The organism is Nocardiopsis sp. CNS-639 (genome assembly GCF_000381685.1).
Lineage (GTDB): Bacteria > Actinomycetota > Actinomycetes > Streptosporangiales > Streptosporangiaceae > Nocardiopsis > Nocardiopsis dassonvillei.
Genome location: NZ_KB906856.1, coordinates 171894 through 186473, shown reverse-complemented (window position 1 = coordinate 186473; position 14580 = coordinate 171894). Strand labels below are relative to the sequence as shown.

The 14580-nt window shown below is 72.4% G+C and carries 16 protein-coding genes; 4 read left to right on the top strand and 12 right to left on the bottom strand.

Features of this window, described 5'->3' with window-relative positions:
• The first annotated feature begins 59 nt into the window (after window positions 1–59).
• On the top strand, window positions 60–428 hold the full coding sequence (locus G011_RS0106255; protein WP_036552317.1) for a type II toxin-antitoxin system RelE/ParE family toxin: 369 nt from the start codon (window positions 60–62) through the stop codon (window positions 426–428).
• Entirely contained in the window at window positions 425–832 is a 408-nt protein-coding gene (locus tag G011_RS0106250; RefSeq protein ID WP_019607726.1) for a helix-turn-helix domain-containing protein, read from the top strand. Before G011_RS0106255 ends, G011_RS0106250 begins: the two co-directional genes overlap by 4 nt.
• Window positions 833–876: 44 nt before the next feature.
• Here G011_RS0106250 and G011_RS0106245 read toward each other — a convergent pair whose 3' ends face one another.
• The 4 genes from G011_RS0106245 to G011_RS0106230 form a co-directional block, all read right to left on the bottom strand.
• A complete protein-coding gene (locus G011_RS0106245; RefSeq protein WP_013155342.1) occupies window positions 877–1797 on the bottom strand; it encodes an NADP-dependent oxidoreductase in 921 nt (306 codons plus the stop codon).
• Window positions 1798–1892: 95 nt separating this feature from the next.
• Window positions 1893–2603 (bottom strand): type 1 glutamine amidotransferase, encoded by a 711-nt coding sequence (locus G011_RS0106240; protein ID WP_013155343.1) that lies wholly within the window; start codon window positions 2601–2603, stop codon window positions 1893–1895.
• A gap of 10 nt (window positions 2604–2613) precedes the next feature.
• Window positions 2614–3870, bottom strand: a complete 1257-nt coding sequence (locus G011_RS0106235) for a MurT ligase domain-containing protein (protein ID WP_013155344.1) — start codon at window positions 3868–3870, stop codon at window positions 2614–2616.
• A gap of 91 nt (window positions 3871–3961) precedes the next feature.
• Window positions 3962–6106 carry a hypothetical protein gene (locus G011_RS0106230; protein WP_155979729.1) on the bottom strand — a complete coding sequence of 715 codons (2145 nt, stop codon included), beginning with the start codon at window positions 6104–6106 and terminating at the stop codon, window positions 3962–3964.
• A gap of 480 nt (window positions 6107–6586) precedes the next feature.
• Here G011_RS0106230 and G011_RS0106225 point away from each other — a divergent pair, with 480 nt between their 5' ends.
• On the top strand, window positions 6587–7075 hold the full coding sequence (locus tag G011_RS0106225; protein WP_019607724.1) for a hypothetical protein: 489 nt from the start codon (window positions 6587–6589) through the stop codon (window positions 7073–7075).
• 204 nt (window positions 7076–7279) lie between these two features.
• Here the strand turns inward: G011_RS0106225 and G011_RS0106220 are convergent, their stop codons facing one another.
• From G011_RS0106220 to G011_RS0106200, 6 genes are all read right to left on the bottom strand, one after another.
• Window positions 7280–7585 (bottom strand): DUF1416 domain-containing protein, encoded by a 306-nt coding sequence (locus tag G011_RS0106220; RefSeq protein ID WP_013155346.1) that lies wholly within the window; start codon window positions 7583–7585, stop codon window positions 7280–7282.
• Entirely contained in the window at window positions 7582–8427 is an 846-nt protein-coding gene (locus G011_RS0106215) for a sulfurtransferase (RefSeq protein ID WP_013155347.1), read from the bottom strand. Before G011_RS0106215 ends, G011_RS0106220 begins: the two co-directional genes overlap by 4 nt.
• 435 nt (window positions 8428–8862) lie before the next feature.
• Window positions 8863–8949 (bottom strand): putative leader peptide, encoded by an 87-nt coding sequence (locus G011_RS32945; RefSeq protein WP_352231633.1) that lies wholly within the window; start codon window positions 8947–8949, stop codon window positions 8863–8865.
• A 96-nt stretch (window positions 8950–9045) separates the two neighbouring features.
• Complete coding sequence (locus tag G011_RS0106210) at window positions 9046–9384, bottom strand: thioredoxin family protein (RefSeq protein WP_013155348.1); 339 nt, start codon at window positions 9382–9384, stop codon at window positions 9046–9048.
• A 180-nt stretch (window positions 9385–9564) separates the two neighbouring features.
• A complete protein-coding gene (locus G011_RS0106205; protein WP_013155349.1) occupies window positions 9565–10263 on the bottom strand; it encodes a DUF2993 domain-containing protein in 699 nt (232 codons plus the stop codon).
• Between the two features lie 251 nt (window positions 10264–10514).
• The gene (locus tag G011_RS0106200; RefSeq protein WP_051104327.1) at window positions 10515–11660 is read right to left on the bottom strand and encodes a putative quinol monooxygenase; all 1146 of its coding nucleotides are present in this window, start codon (window positions 11658–11660) and stop codon (window positions 10515–10517) included.
• A gap of 247 nt (window positions 11661–11907) precedes the next feature.
• Here G011_RS0106200 and G011_RS0106195 point away from each other — a divergent pair, with 247 nt between their 5' ends.
• Window positions 11908–12696, top strand: a complete 789-nt coding sequence (locus tag G011_RS0106195) for an HAD family phosphatase (protein WP_013155351.1) — start codon at window positions 11908–11910, stop codon at window positions 12694–12696.
• 408 nt (window positions 12697–13104) lie between these two features.
• Here the strand turns inward: G011_RS0106195 and G011_RS0106190 are convergent, their stop codons facing one another.
• Both G011_RS0106190 and G011_RS31635 read right to left on the bottom strand, forming a co-directional pair.
• A complete protein-coding gene (locus G011_RS0106190; RefSeq protein ID WP_019607722.1) occupies window positions 13105–14043 on the bottom strand; it encodes an NAD-dependent epimerase/dehydratase family protein in 939 nt (312 codons plus the stop codon).
• A 226-nt stretch (window positions 14044–14269) separates the two neighbouring features.
• On the bottom strand, window positions 14270–14368 hold the full coding sequence (locus tag G011_RS31635) for a 30S ribosomal protein bS22 (RefSeq protein WP_013155353.1): 99 nt from the start codon (window positions 14366–14368) through the stop codon (window positions 14270–14272).
• Window positions 14369–14580: the final 212 nt, after the last annotated feature.

Here is a 14580-nt window from a genome sequence, read left to right as displayed (position 1 = left end):
AGTCAGCACTTTTCCCGTTCCACCCCACTGGACATAAGAACATCGTTATGTTCTCCTGTATGTGGAAGATCTTCATGCTGGAGCCCGTCGAAGAGTGGTTTTTCAAGATCACTCAGGATGACCCGGTCACGGCAAAGCTGGTTCTGAACGCTCTGGAGCACCTACAGAACAGGGGCCCACGAGAGGGTCGCCCCCTCGTGGACAGGATCAAGGGAAGCCGAATACACAACCTCAAAGAGCTCCGCCCAGGATCCTCCAAGAACACCGAGGTCCGCATGCTCTTCGTCTTCGACCCCGATCGACAAGCGGTGTTCCTTGTAGCGGGCGACAAGTCGGGTCAGTGGGACAGCTGGTACCGAAAGAACATCCCACTTGCGGAGAAGCGTTACCGGGACTACTTGGACAATCGAGAGGACGATCGCCGATGAGGGCGCGCAACTGGCTGGAGATCAAAGCCGAAGCGGAACAGCTCAACCCCTGGCTCACGTCGCCGGAGGCGAACGTCATCGCGGAGGAGGACACAGCCCGGATCGAAGCCGAGCGTCAGGGTTACGCGCTCTCCTCCCTGCGCAAGGAGAGCGGAAGGACCCAGAAGGAGGTCGCCCAGATCATGGGAGTGAGCCAGGCGCGGATCTCCCAGATCGAGCACGGGCGGATCGACAGCCTGGAACTCCTGCGGTCCTACATCAGCGCCATCGGCGGCGAACTGCACCTGAGGGTTGATCAGGGTCCGCTGAGCGTCACGCTCGACATCCCCGGAAGCGACGCCGCTGCCGCGACCGGAACCGCGGAGGAGGCCGACGCCTCCGCGGGCGAGCGAGACGCCGCGTGAGAACGACGGGCCCGGCCGGTGCGGCCGGGCCCGTCGGGGGCTGGTCAGACGGTGAGGACGATCTTTCCCCGGGTGCGTCCGGCCTGGCTCAGGCGCCAGGCCTCGGCCGCCTCGGACAGCGGGAACTCGCGGTCCACATGCACGGTGAGCCTGCCGTCGTCGGCCAGGCGTGCCAGCTCGGCGAGGTCCTCGGAGTCAGGGCGCACCCACAGCCAGTGCCCGCCCAGTTCCTGAACGCTCGGGTCCGCGATGGACACGATCCGCGTGGGACCGCCCGTCAGCGGCACCGGCTCCTGGACCACTCCCCCGCCGACGAAGTCGAGCACCGCGTCGACGCCGTCCGGGGCCAGTGCCCGGACGCGGTCGACGAGGCCGTCCCCGTAGACCACGGGTTCGGCGCCCAGGGAGCGCAGGAAGTCGTGGTTGCGCTCGCTGGCGGTACCGATGACGCGTGCGCCGCGGGCGACGGCGATCTGGACGCCGAACGCTCCGACGCCGCCCGCCGCGGCGTGGACGAGCACCGTGTCACCGGAGCCGACCCCCGCCCGTTCGACGGACTGGAGGGCGGTGAGGCCCGCCAGCGGGACACCGGCGCTCTCCTGCCAGCTCAGCGACCGCGGCTTGGGTGCGAGCATGCGCACGCTGGCCGACACCAGCTCGGCGTAGGTGCCGTTCTTGGCCCAGTCCTTGCGGGCGTAGCCGTAGACCTCGTCACCGACCTGGTACTCGTGCGCGTCGGGTCCGACCGCCTCGACGACACCGGCGACGTCCCAGCCGGGGATGAGCGGGAAGTCCGTCTCGAAGAGGGCGTCCAGGCCGCCCGCCGCGAGCTTCCAGTCCACGGGGTTGACCCCCGCGGCCCGTACCCGGATGAGGACCTCGCTCGGGGCGACCTTCGGGTCGGGAAGGTCCACCAGGGCGAGGTCGTCGGCCGATCCGTACTGCTGTAGTGCGATTGCCTTCATGCACACAACAGCGGTCGCGTCCCGGAGTTCATTCCGTGCGAAAGGACACGGAGGGCCCGACGGGACTCACCCGTCGGGCCCTTCGGGACGCGGTGTCAGCGCATCGCGGCGGCGAGGCGCTCGTCGTGCAGGCGCTCCCCCCAGGAGGGGGCGAGCGGGGCCACCTGGCCCACGCGCCAGCGCAGCAGGAGGTCGGCCAGCTGCGGGTTGCGCGGCAGGGCGGGGCCGTGCAGGTAGGTGCCCAGCACCTGGCCCTGGTAGGCGCCCTCGGTGCGGTCGTCGTTGCCGATGCCGCGCACCGTGGTGGACAGCGGCCGGGCCGAGGGGCCGATGGCCGTGCGGCCCTGGTGGTTCTCGAAGCCGGTGATCCGGCCCACGCCCAGGGCCGGGTCCACGTCCGCGACGATCTCGCCTACCGCGCGGGTCTGGCCGCGGCCGCTGCGGATGTCGAGGATGCCCACGCCGGGGAGCGGGTTGGCCTCGTCGTCGCCGTAGGTCTCGCCGATGATCTGGTACCCGGCGCACACCGCGAAGACGCAGGCGCCGCGGGCGGCGGCGCGGGCGAGGCCGCCGTCGGCGCGCAGGCGCTCGGCGGCCAGGATCTGCGGCCGGTCCTCGCCGCCGCCGAGCAGGTAGATGTCGCCCTGCTCGGGGACGGAGTCGCTGGAGTGGACGTGCACGATCTCGGTGGGGATGCCGCGCAGTTCGGCGCGGCGCTTGAGGATCAGGACGTTGCCCTGGTCCCCGTAGGTGCTCAGCAGATCGGGGTAGATCCACACGATCCGCAGGGCGCTGGTGTTCGTCATGGGTGTCTCCCTACTGGACGCGGCCGTACGCCGTGCGGATCTGCTGGAAGGCGGTGTAGTTGGCGATGAGGTCGACCTTGGTGATGCCCGGCTGGTCGGCCTTGATGCGGCCCAGGACCTCGTCGACCCGGTCGGCCACCTCGAACCGCACGCCGTCGGTCTCCAGGCGCAGCGCGAGGTCGGTGCGGCGCTCGCCCATGACGAACACGCGGCGTCCGCGCAGGACGGTGTAGTCCACGTCCCACAGCCAGGAGGTGTCCTTGCCGTCGGGGACCTGCGCGTTGACCGAGAGGATCACCGGGGTGTGGGGCGGGTCGAGGACGGCGAAGGACTCCAGCCATCCGGCGGGGTTCTTGGAGAGCAGCAGCCGCACCTCGACGCCCATGGTCACCACGGAGGTGTAGCGGCCCGCGACGGAGGTGATCTCGCGCAGCCGCTCCACGGTGCGCTCGGGGTGGATGCCGTACCCGGCGGCGGTGGCCGCGGCGATCGCGGCGTTGGAGCGGTTGGCGTCACCGGGCAGGTTCAGCCGCAGCTTGATGCTCTGGCCCTCCGGGGTGAGGAGGGAGTCGGAGGCGTTGTCCACCGCCCAGGTGGTCGCGGGGCGGGCCAGCCCGCACTCGGGGCAGGCCCAGTGCGGGTCCACGTCGCGCTTGAGGTGGCCGCCGCACTCGGGGCAGCACCAGGAGTCCTCCTTCCAGCGCTGTCCCGCGGACACCCAGGTGGCGTTGGGCGCGCCCAGGCCCGCCCAGGCCACGAGCGGGTCGTCGGCGTTGGCGATGACGTGGGCGTTGCTCTTGCCCAGCGCGAGGCGCCACTTCTTGGCGAGCAGGTTGATCTCGGAGGCGCGGTCCATCTGGTCGCGGCTGAGGTTCATCAGCACCACGAACGCGGGCTGCGTGGCGAGCAGCACCTGCGGGAGGTACTTCTCGTCCACCTCCAGCACGCCGTTGACGGCGGACTGGTTGTTCGACAGCGCCGTGATGTGCCCGGTGGGCATGTTCGCGCCGTGCTCGTTGGTGGCCACGTCGCCGAACTCGCGCAGGGCGTGCGAGATGAGCCTGGTGGTGGTGGTCTTGCCGTTGGTGGCGCTGACCAGGGCGAGCCTGCGGCCCCGGGCGAGCTTGGCGAGCAGGTCGGGTTCGACCTTGAGCGCCACCCGGCCGCCGATGACGGAGCCGTCTCCGCGTCCGGTGGCACGGGACAGGCTGGCCGCGCTCCTTCCCAGAACCGATGCCAGTTGGGCGCGCAGGGGAAGCTCGCTCATCTACTCTCCAGTAAGTGCTGGACCACCCGCGCCGTTCGCTCCTGGGAGGCGGCGGGCGGTGTGTCGGGCCAAGCCTAGTGTCCACCCGGGGTCAGACCCGCCAGTCCAACCTCTCGGGCGGCGGTCCCAGGTTGGGCGGCACCCCGTCCTCCATTGCCCCCGTGGGCGCGGGAGGCCCGTCCGCGGCGGCGGTGCCGTCGGGTGTGTCGGTCAGGGCGTCGGGGCCCGCGGTCGGGACCCGGGGGCGGACGCCTCCGGTACCGCGCCCCCTCGCGGCCGCGGCGCCACCGCCTCCAACGCCCGGCGTGTCACCGGTGTTCCGGGAGTCGTCCACCGTGGCGAGTGTGGCTGTGGACAGGGTGAGGATACCCGGGTTGGTGTCGGCCAGCACGGGACCGTCGGCGGTCAGGACCACGGCCGCCGTGGCGGGGAGTCCGCGCAGCGACTCGGCGTCCAGGCCGCAGGGGCGCCCGGGGGTCGCACCGTCGTCCCCGGTTCCTGCGGACCCGCCGGTGCCGGCCTCCTGAAGGGTGGCCCACCCCCACGCGGTGGCGGATCTCACATGGCGGACGAGGTCCAGGGGCGCGATCGCCGCCGCGGCGTTGCGGATCACCGCGCCGGACTCGGTGTGCGGGGAGGGGAAGAACCGGTCGTCGGCCTCCACCTCGGCGTCGGGGTCCTCCGGCTCGCCCGTGGCCGCGCCGCCCACGGCCCCACCGACCGCCTCGGTGAGGCGGTGCACCCGCAGCCCGCCGGGGTCGTGCCCGGCGACACCGGGCGCCGCGGCCACGGCGCGTTCGACGGCCTCCGCCGAACCCCCGTCCTGACGCATCACCACCGGCAGGCAGGCGGGGTCGGCGAACCGGGCGAGCGCGGCGGGGGCGGCCGTGCGGAACATCAGGACGACCTCCACCCCGCCGTCGGCCGCCGCGGCGAGGACCTGGTCGATCTCCCCTTCGGGGAGGGACTCGGCGCCGCAGACCACGACGGTGCGGGTGCGGTCCGGGCGCACGCGGGGGCGCCTGCCGTCAGCGTTCCTGGGCTCGGGCGCCTCCAGCAGCTCGCTGAGCGCGGACACGGCGTAGGTGCCGTAGACGCGCGCGGCGGTCTCACCGGAGGCCCGGTCGGTGGAGATGATCTTGACCTGCGCGTAGTCGTTGTCGTCCGCCCGGGTGCCGACGGCCTCGAATGGGCTCAGGCGGCGCTCCAGCTCCCAGGCCCGCTCCCCGATGCGCGGCCCGTCGCCGCAGCGCTCGCGCACCCGGGCCCGCTGCCCCGGTGTGAGCAGGGCGAGCGCTGGGTCGTCCTCGGCCGCGTCCTCCTCCGGGGTGAGCAGGGCGCGCAGGCCGCCGATGAGTTCGGCGATCCCCGCGTGCGGCCCCAGGACCTCCAGGAGGCGCAGCAGGAGCGTCTCGTCGGCGTCGGCCTCCGCGGTGCCGCCGGAGGCGGACGCGACCGCGGAGAGGATGCGCGCGCGCTGGCCCGCGTCCAGGTTGGTGCCCAGGGTCATCCGGGGCAGGTCGGCGGGGAGCACCCACCTGCGCGGGGCGACGGCGCAGCGGCGGGCCAAACGGACGAGTTCGCGGGCCACGGAGTGCCCGGTGAGGTCGACCACGGTGAGATCACCACCCTCGCGCAGCCGGGAGACCCCGACGGTGGCGAGCAGCGCCGACCATCCGGCGTCGTCGCCGCCCACCACGAGGACGGCGCCCCTGTCGGCGGGGACGGTCACCCCGTACCAGAGCGGCTGCGCCTCGTAGGCCCGGGAGGCCGCCTGCCACTCGGTGTACCTGCGGGCGTGCTCGTGCTGTTGTTCGCGCAGGATCCGGTCGCGCTCGTCGCGCTCGGCGGCCAAGCGCTCCCTGGCCCTGTGCAGCCGGTCCGCGACGACCTGGCGGCTCTGGACGAGAGCGAAGGCGATGGGCGCGGCGATGGCGGCGCAGGCGAACACGCCGCCGAGGGCGAAGCTGCCGGGAAGGATGCGCAGGGTCCACAGCAGCGGCAGCAGCAGGCTGAGGAGGCAGAGCCCGGCCAGGGCGAAGTACAGGGGCCGGTTGGTCTGGGCCTCGCTGTCGCGCTGGGCGGCGATCCACTCCTCGCTGACGGTCTCGGCGTCGGCCGGGGTCGGCCGCCGCGGGGCCGGTCCGGGAGGCGGCAGGAGCACGGCGTGCCGCCAGCCGACGTAGGTACGTCCGGCCTCTCCTCGGGACGCTCCTCCCGAACGGGGGTTGGGCACCGTCCGAACACCTCCTGACCGGCCGTCGCGGGGGCGGCCGGGGATTCGATCACGCGGGGCTCCGGGCCGGGCCGGAGCGTGGGCGGAATGCTCTCACCCGCCCGCCGCGCTTGTCACGGCCCTGCCGGAACCGGTCACGGGCACGGGAGGGTGCCGGTGGGCGCGGGTGGAGTGGCCGTCGATCTCAGTCAAGCAGCAGCGCGCACCGCTTTCCAGCCCCGCCCCGGACCTGTGGAAAACGCGTCGCGAACCCGGTGGAGGCTGAGGGGTCACGCGACCCGGCTCCTGCTCCCGGAGGGCCGCGCGACGAGGGGCGCACGGACGGTGCGCGCCCGTTCCCGGCGCCGGTGGCGGGGGCCGCCGTGTCAGCGCCTCCCCCCGGGGGCAGGGGAAGGGGGACAGAAGAAGAGAGGACGCCCCCTTTCCGAGGAGTGACCCCCCATTCCCGAGGTCTACCTGTACGCCGCGCTTCTCGCCCTGATGGTCGTCGTCCTGGCCGTGTTGATCGTGTCCGCGGTCATGAGCCACCGGTGGCGCCGCCGCAACGGACGCCCGCTCTGGCCGCCCTCCGCCTCGTGCGCGGAGGAGGGGATGTGGTCCAGGGCGGACCGGGAGCAGCGGCGCAGGGTCGCAAGAGCGGTGCGGCGGGGCCTCGCGGTGGACGACACGCGCACGGCCCGGCTCGTGTGCCACCGGGCGCGCGTCGAACACCGGCGCTGGGAGAACCCGTGGGAGACGGTCACCCTGTGCCTGATCGCCGCGATCCAGCTGCCGAACCTACTCCGGTGGGCGTCGGACGAGGGCACCCCGATGGCCATGCGCGTGCTGCTGTTCGCGCTCCTGGCGGTGTTCGTCCCCTACCTGCTGGGCGTGGTGCCCTACCGCCTCCTGCGCCTGAGGCGCACCGCCATCGCCGTCGAACTCAACCTCCCCCTCGCAGAACGGGATCGGGAGGAGACCCCGGACTGAGGGCTCCGGAGGGCACCCGGCACCGGACGCCGCACGGCGACGCCCCGGCCCACTCCCCCGCCCCGTCCTCCGTCAGCCCCGTGCCCGCCTCGGGAACCCGAGGGCCGACCCGGGACGGACGGGGTCCACAACGGCGCGGGGCGCCGGTGCCGGACGGTCTCCCGTCGGCACCGGCGCCCCGTACGCCTGAGGTCGCCCGGCCGTCTAGGCCTGCACCTGGAGGTCGATGACCTTGCCCACCTCGGCCTGCACCGCGTACTCGCCGGTGAAGCCCTTCGAGGCGAGCACGCGCACCTTCCAGGAGCCGTCGGCGGCGAAGAAGCGGAACGTGCCCTCCTCGCCGGTGGCCACCTCTCCGACGAAGTCGTCGGAGTCGTTCAGCAGGCGGGCGTAGGCCCCGCTCAGCGGCTGTCCGTCACGGGTGACCGTGCCCTGGATGACCGCCTGGTTCCCGGCGTCGACGTCGGCGAGGGCGACCCCGCCGACCGGCGCTCCGCAGCTGTCGCTCACTTGGCCTCGGCCTCCCCCAGCTCGACCGGGACGCCCACGAGGGAGCCGTACTCGGTCCACGAGCCGTCGTAGTTCTTGACGTTCTCCAGGCCCAGGATCTCGTGCAGGGCGAACCAGGTGTGCGAGGAGCGCTCGCCGATCCGGCAGTAGGCGATGATGTCCTTGTCCAGGTCCACGCCCGCGCCGGTGTAGAGCTCGCGCAGCTCGTCGGCGGTCTTGAAGGTGCCGTCCTCGTTGGCCGTCTTGGCCCACGGGATGTTGCGCGCGGTCGGGATGTGGCCCGGGCGCTGCGAGGTCTCCTGCGGCAGGTGCGCGGGAGCGAGCAGCTTGCCGGTGAACTCGTCGGGCGAGCGCACGTCGACCAGGTCCTTGGTGCCGATGGCCTGCACGACCTCGTCGCGGAAGGCGCGGATCGAGGCGTCCTGCTCCTGGGCGGTGTACTGGGTGGCGGCCCGCTCGGGGACCTCCTTGACGAGCTCGCGGGAGTCGAGCTCCCACTTCTTGCGGCCGCCGTCCAGCAGACGGACGTTGGTGTGGCCGTAGAGCTTGAAGTACCAGTACGCGTAGGCGGCGAACCAGTTGTTGTTGCCGCCGTACAGGATGACCTGGTCGTCGTTGCCGATGCCCTTGGCGGACAGCAGCTTCTCGAAACCGGTGCGGTCCACGAAGTCGCGGCGGACCGGGTCCTGGAGGTCCGTCTTCCAGTCGATCTTGACGGCGCCGGGGATGTGGCCCTTGTCGTACGCGGACGTGTCCTCGTCGACCTCGACCAGGACCACGTCGGCGTCGTCCAGGTGAGCCTCCACCCAGTCGGCGTCCACGAGGACGTCGGAGCGGCTCATGGGGAACCTCCTGTGTTTCTTGTGCGGTGTCGCGTGTGCGGGTCGGTGCTCCCGGGGGCTGCCGTCCCGGGAGCGGGGGATGTGGAAAGTCTGCGGAGTGGTGCGGGGCTCCCGGTTCCGGCACGGGCCGGGGCCGCCGGACGTGCTCCCACGGGTCGGGGCACGCCGGATCCCGGGCGTACGGGGAACGCGGACAGCGGGCTGCGGAGCGGTTGCCGGACCCTCCCGACCACCGCGCCCGCGCAGGACGGAGGACGGCGGCCGAGGACGCGAAGGTCGGCGGCTGCCGGGGCTCCGGCTGGTACGGAAGTGGTCAGGGCAGGCGCGAGGCGCTGCCCGTGAGGGTCGACCCGCATGTGTGCTGTCCCCAGATGCGTACACGGAAGAGGAGAACCAGTCGCACGGAGGGGGCGTGGGCTCAGGGGCCCGTCCGCCCTAGGGACACAGACAGAGCGCGGTGGCGACGCGGCAGAAGTCCACTGCCCGTCGCTTCGTCAGATACGCGCTCGTCAAAGAGGTCACACCGGAGACGCTACAGGCCCCGTTACGCGTTTGTCACTGGTGGCCTGGATCACAGAGAGGTCGTCCGCGTCGGTGCGGCGTCCTCGGGGAGGCCGTTCAGAGGACGGCAGCGCCGATCGCGGCGATCACGTCCGCCTTGCGGGGCTGGCCCGCCGCCCGGCGCACCACGCGGCCGGAGGCGTCCAGGACCAGGACGGTGGGGGTGCCCGTGACGTCCAGACGGCGGACGAGGTCGAGACGGGACTCGGCGTCCACCTCCACGTGCGCGACGCCGCCGACCATGCCCGCGACCTCGTCGAGGACGCGCCGGGTGGCCCGGCAGGGCTGGCAGAAGGCGGTGGAGAACTGCACGAGGGTGGCCCGCTCCCCCAACGGGGCGCCGACCTCCTCCGCGGTGAGCACGTCGCCCGCCGCGTCCGCGTCCTGTCGCGCCATGACGCTTCCCCTCCCCTTGCGTGTCCTCTTCCCCGGTCCTCCTGCTGCCGCTCCCGGTGCGCGGGCCGACCGTCTGCCCGGCGCGGTCCGCGCCCCGGTGGCGGGCGTGCGCTCCGGCCCCGCGGCCGTACCGTCCGGCGAGAACCGCGGCGGCGCCGCCGCGGGCGGCCGGGGCCGGCCTCAGACCGCGTCGGCGCCCATGAGCGGAACGTCCGAGCCGGTACCGGTGACCCGCAGGCCGCTGGAGGTGGCCTCCATCTCGGTGACGGTCAGGCCGAACGGCAGCTGCGGGGCCTGGGCGCTGAAGGTGAGCATGGTCGCGGCCATGCCGCTGAGGTCGACGGGGGCGTCGCCCACCTGGACGTCGACGGGGGTGACGGTCACGGTGTCGCCCTCGACGGAGAACTCGCCGCCCGCGTTGACGGAGGTGCTGATGCCGAACTCGGGGAACGCCAGCTCACCGGTGATACGGGGCTGGCCGCCCTCGGTCGTGATGGTGATGCCCTCGGGGAGGTAGGCGTTGAAGAAGGAGTAGGGGACGGTGAAGGAGCCGTCCAGCTGCCCCGCCACCACGGTCGGCTGGTTGAGCAGGTCCGCGGGGGGCGCGTCGACCTCGGTGGCGGTGACGTCGATCTGCTCGACGGTGATGCTGTCCATGGTGGCCGAGGCGGCGGTGATGTTGACCTCGGAGTAGGTGCCGCCGACGGCCTGCGGCAGGAAGGCCCAGCCCTCGATGGACACCTCCGGCTCCTCGGCCATCTGGAGCCGCTGGGCCAGCTGGCTCGCGACCATGTTCTGCGCGAAGCTGCGTGCCCCGATGTCGGCCGCAACCACCGCGACCGCCAGGAGGATCAGGAGAACGACGAGAAACTTACGCATCGGAGATCCCAGCACACTTTCTTTCGTTCCGGCGCGCTCTCGGCTGGGTCATCCCGCCGGTCGTGGTCACACGCCATCGGCGCCCGACGGGCGCCGGTCATGGAAACCTGTCGGAAAGGCTACTTCACCACAGGTTGGACGCCCGGGGCCTTCCACCGGTTTGTCCCGACTGGACAACTAGACCGGTTCGAGACCTCTCGCGGGGCGAAAAGGGGCGTCACGGCCCCGCCCGCGGGCCTTGCGGGCCCTGCTCAGCGGGGCATCAGCATGGCGGCGAGGCCGTCGCTGGCCGCCGCGCCCGCGAGGGAGAGTTCAATCACGTTGGTGGCGACCACGTGCTGGGGGCTGAGACGGGCGAACTCCAGGACGTGCGGCTGCTGCTCGTGCTCCTCCTGCGCCAGCTCGTCGCGGTACATCGCGTAGACGATGCGCTGGAGCGGCGCGCTGGGCACCGTGTGGCAGGCGAACAGCAGGGTGTCCGGCTCGCTGTGGGAGACCTGGGCGACGAGGGCGTCGGCGATGCGGTCGAAACCCGGGCCCTGGCCGTCGGCGAGCGTGTAGATGGTGATGACGCCGCGCAGTTTGCTGGGCGGCGCCTGGCGGACCGGCGGACCGTCGTAGTAGTCGTCGTAGGGGTCGGCTTGGCGACGCTTGCGGCGCACGGGCTCCTCCGGGAGTTCGTCGTCGGGGTCCGCGCCCCCGTCGTCGTAGTCGTCGTAGTAGTCGTCATCGTCGTCGTAGGGGTCGCGGCGCGGGCGCGCGGCCATGGCGACGGCCCCCCACAGCGCGGCGACGGAGCCGAGCATCAGCAGCGGCCCCCCGAAGCCGAGGCCGAAGCGGCCGACCACGACGGAGAGCAGCGCGGCCAGTCCGACCAGCCCCAGTACCGTCAGGTCGGTGCGGCGGTGGTCGGAGGCGCGCCTGGCGACCGCGACGAGCGCCGTGACGAGGAAGACCGCGACGAGGACCTGCGCGAGGTTGACGAGCGAGCGCGGGATGAGGTCGTAGTGGTCGCCCATGGCGGGGTAGGAGGCGTCGAAACGGGTGCCCACCCGGTCGACGGACAGCACCACCAGGGGGACGATGGTGAACGCGCTGAGGAACAGCCGCGAGGTGAACCGGCCGCGGGGCGAGCGGACGCCGTACTCCAGCGCGCCCCAGGCCATGTAGAGCGGGCCCAGGAGGCTGATGCCGATATGCAGCAGCCGGAAGGTGATCCCGCCGAAGTCGAACATCGCGCCGATCACGGCCGCGCTGAGGCCGACCGTCGTACCCAGTGCGGCGACGAGCCATCCGACCGTGGCCACACTGGGACGGCGCTGGGCGTACGCGGCGAGCGCGGCGGTGGCGCTCCAGCCCACCAACGCGCTTATGAATGCCAGTCCTACCGTCACCATCCCGACAATGATGCTGCACGTTAGCGGGTGGATGTGCACTAGATGCAGATTCGGGGGGCCAGTGTGGGCGGCGATCCCGCAGAGTGGAGGCCACAACGGGGATTTACACTGTGATCTTCATCACCGGGTTTGCCGCCGCATCCCAGGGGCCCCACCCTGCCCGCGGGTGGCCGTAGGCTCGCACTACGCGGGGAGCGCCGCCCCGACACCGAAGGGCCGCTTCCCCCACCCAAGCCAGGAGAGAACCGTGTCACACGACGCCGTGTCCCCGAACGCGCGCGGGGCCGCCTTCTTCGACGTGGACAACACCCTGATGCGGGGTGCGTCGATCTACCACTTCGCCCGGGGCCTGGCCTCCCGGGACCTGTTCACCACCCGCGACCTGATGCGGTTCGCGTGGGGGCAGACGGTGTTCCGGGTGACCGGCAGCGAGCAGCCCGAGCACATCAACGCCGCGCGTGAGGCCGCGCTGGCGTTCGTGGCCGGACACGACGTGAACGATCTGGTGGCGCTCTGCGAGGAGATCTACGACGACACCATGGCCGACAGGATCTGGGAGGGCACCCGGGCGCTCGTCCAGGGGCACCTGGACGCGGGGCGGCCGGTGTGGCTGGTGACCGCGACGCCGGTGGAGCTGGCCCAGATCATCCGGCGGCGGCTGGGCCTGACCGGTGCTCTGGGCACCGAGGCCGAGTGCGTCGACGGGGTGTACACGGGGCGGTTGAACGGGGACCTGCTGCACGGTCCGGCCAAGGCCGTGGCGGTGCGCGCCCTCGCCCACAGGGAGGGGTGGGACCTGGCGTCCTGCTCCGCCTACAGCGACTCCTCCAACGACCTGCCGCTGCTGTCCCTGGTGGGGCGTCCGCACGCGGTCAACCCGGACACCGACCTGCGCAGGTACGCCCGCACGCACGGGTGGCCGGTGCACGACTTCCGGCGGCACCGGAACGCGCTGCGGGTGGCCGTCCCGGCCGCCGTGGGCGCGGTCGCCGGTGCCGTGGCGCTGCGCGCGGTCAGACAGAGACGGACCGGCTGAGCCGGGCCGGAAGGTCTGGACACCGGGACCGGACAGACTGGGCCGAGCGGCCCGGAGGCCGGAGGCGGGCTGAGGAGCCGGGCGACCCGGTGGCCGTAGACCGGTGGAACCGGACGGGCGGAGAGGCCGGGAGGCCGGAAGAGCCGCGCGGTCGGAGAAGCCGGGAACCCGGAAGAGCCGGACGGGCAGGGTACCCGCGCCGTCGAGGGACCGCCGCACGGGGGCGGGCCCGGGGACCGGGGTTGTCCACAGGCCACGCGCGGGCGTGGCGCTGACGGGCGACCGCCTGGTGGAATGGATCAAGGGGGCCCAGGGGCCCGGAACGCCTCATGCTGCCCGCAAAGCCCTCAGATGCGCTTTCCGGGCGTTTTGCACCGTGGGCCGCACCCAGGGCCGACCGGAGACCCCTCAGCGTCCCAGCGTGGCCCTGGCGAGGGCGAGCACGTGGACAGGCCGCAGACCGCCTCCGCGCGAGGACGTACCGCGGCGGCTGCCCGCGTAGGTCTCGAAGGCCTCAACCGAGCTGTAGGCGGGCGACCAGTCCAGCACCCGCTCCAGGGAGTCGGTGCGCATACCCGAGGTGTTGAGGCCCGCGCGCACGGCGCGGGAGGTGCTGGAGCTCGCGTAGTCGATCCGGCCGTGCTTGGCCAGGCCGCGCAGCACCCGCAGGCCGCGCGCCGGAACGGGGAGCCGCTGGCCGCCGACGCGGCGCAGGCAGTGCGAGAGGCGGACCGAGTCCTCGCCCGCCACGTCGAAGAACCCGGTGCCGTCGCTGAGCGCCATGCGCACCAGCGCCTCGGCGCCGTCGTCCTCGTGCAGGAACTGCACGTCGGGGTCGCTGCCGAGCACGGTGGGCACGAACCGCGAGTCCAGGTAACGCGTGAGCGGGGTGCTCACGGAGGGGCCGATGAGGTTGGCGAACCGCAGAACGGCCACCGACAGGTCGGGGCGGCGGCGCTGGAGGCCGCGGGTGTGCCGCTCGACCTCGGCCGCGTCGTCGGCGTCCAGGGTGGCGCTGGACCGCACCACCAGGCGCCGGACGGTGGTGGAGCGCTGGGCCGCGCCGAGCACCCGCATGGTGCCCAGGACGTTGTCCTCGCGGTTGGGACGGCCCGCGGTGTCCAGGCCCAGGTGCAGGACGAGTTCGGCGCCGGAGTCGGCGACGATCCTGTCCAGGCTCCCGTCGTGCAGGTCGACATGGGCGTACTCGACCCCCGGCGCGTCCGTGGGCGGCGGCGAGGAGTCGGCGCCGATCACCCGGCGGACCCCGGGCTCCTCGCTCAGGGTCTGCGCGACCCTGGCGGCCAGGGGTGTGGAAACCCCGGTGACGAGTACGACACGAACCATGGCGACACGTTCCTTGGGAGGAGACGGGAGCTGTTCCGGCAGGCCCGCGGACCGTTCACCCCCGGGGGTGAACCGGCGACCGCGACCCGTGAGACACAACAGCGCCTCACCCAGAAAATTCCATTGCTCCGGCAAAGGCCGGGCAAGGACGGCGGTGTCTCCGCGTCCGGGGCGTGCCTGGAGCGCGCCCGCGCCCGCGGAGAGACGACGTTCGCCGCTACCGGTCCTACTTCTTGTTGCGACGCGCGACACGCGTGCGCTTGAGCAGCTTGCGGTGCTTCTTCTTCGCCATCCGCTTGCGGCGCTTCTTGATGACGGAACCCATGGGATCACCTTCTCGCTGACGGAGGTTACGGACATGCCGCACCGCTGGGCGGTGGAAACCGGCAAGGGGCTCGGATGCGGTCACCGGAGCCGTTCGGACACCGGCGTGCCCTGGCCCGGATCGGCCGGTGCGACCGGGGTGGTGTCCCCCGGGTCCGGCGCTGGAGAGCGCGCACCTACCGCACCCGAAGGCCCAGCTTACCGTTACGGGTG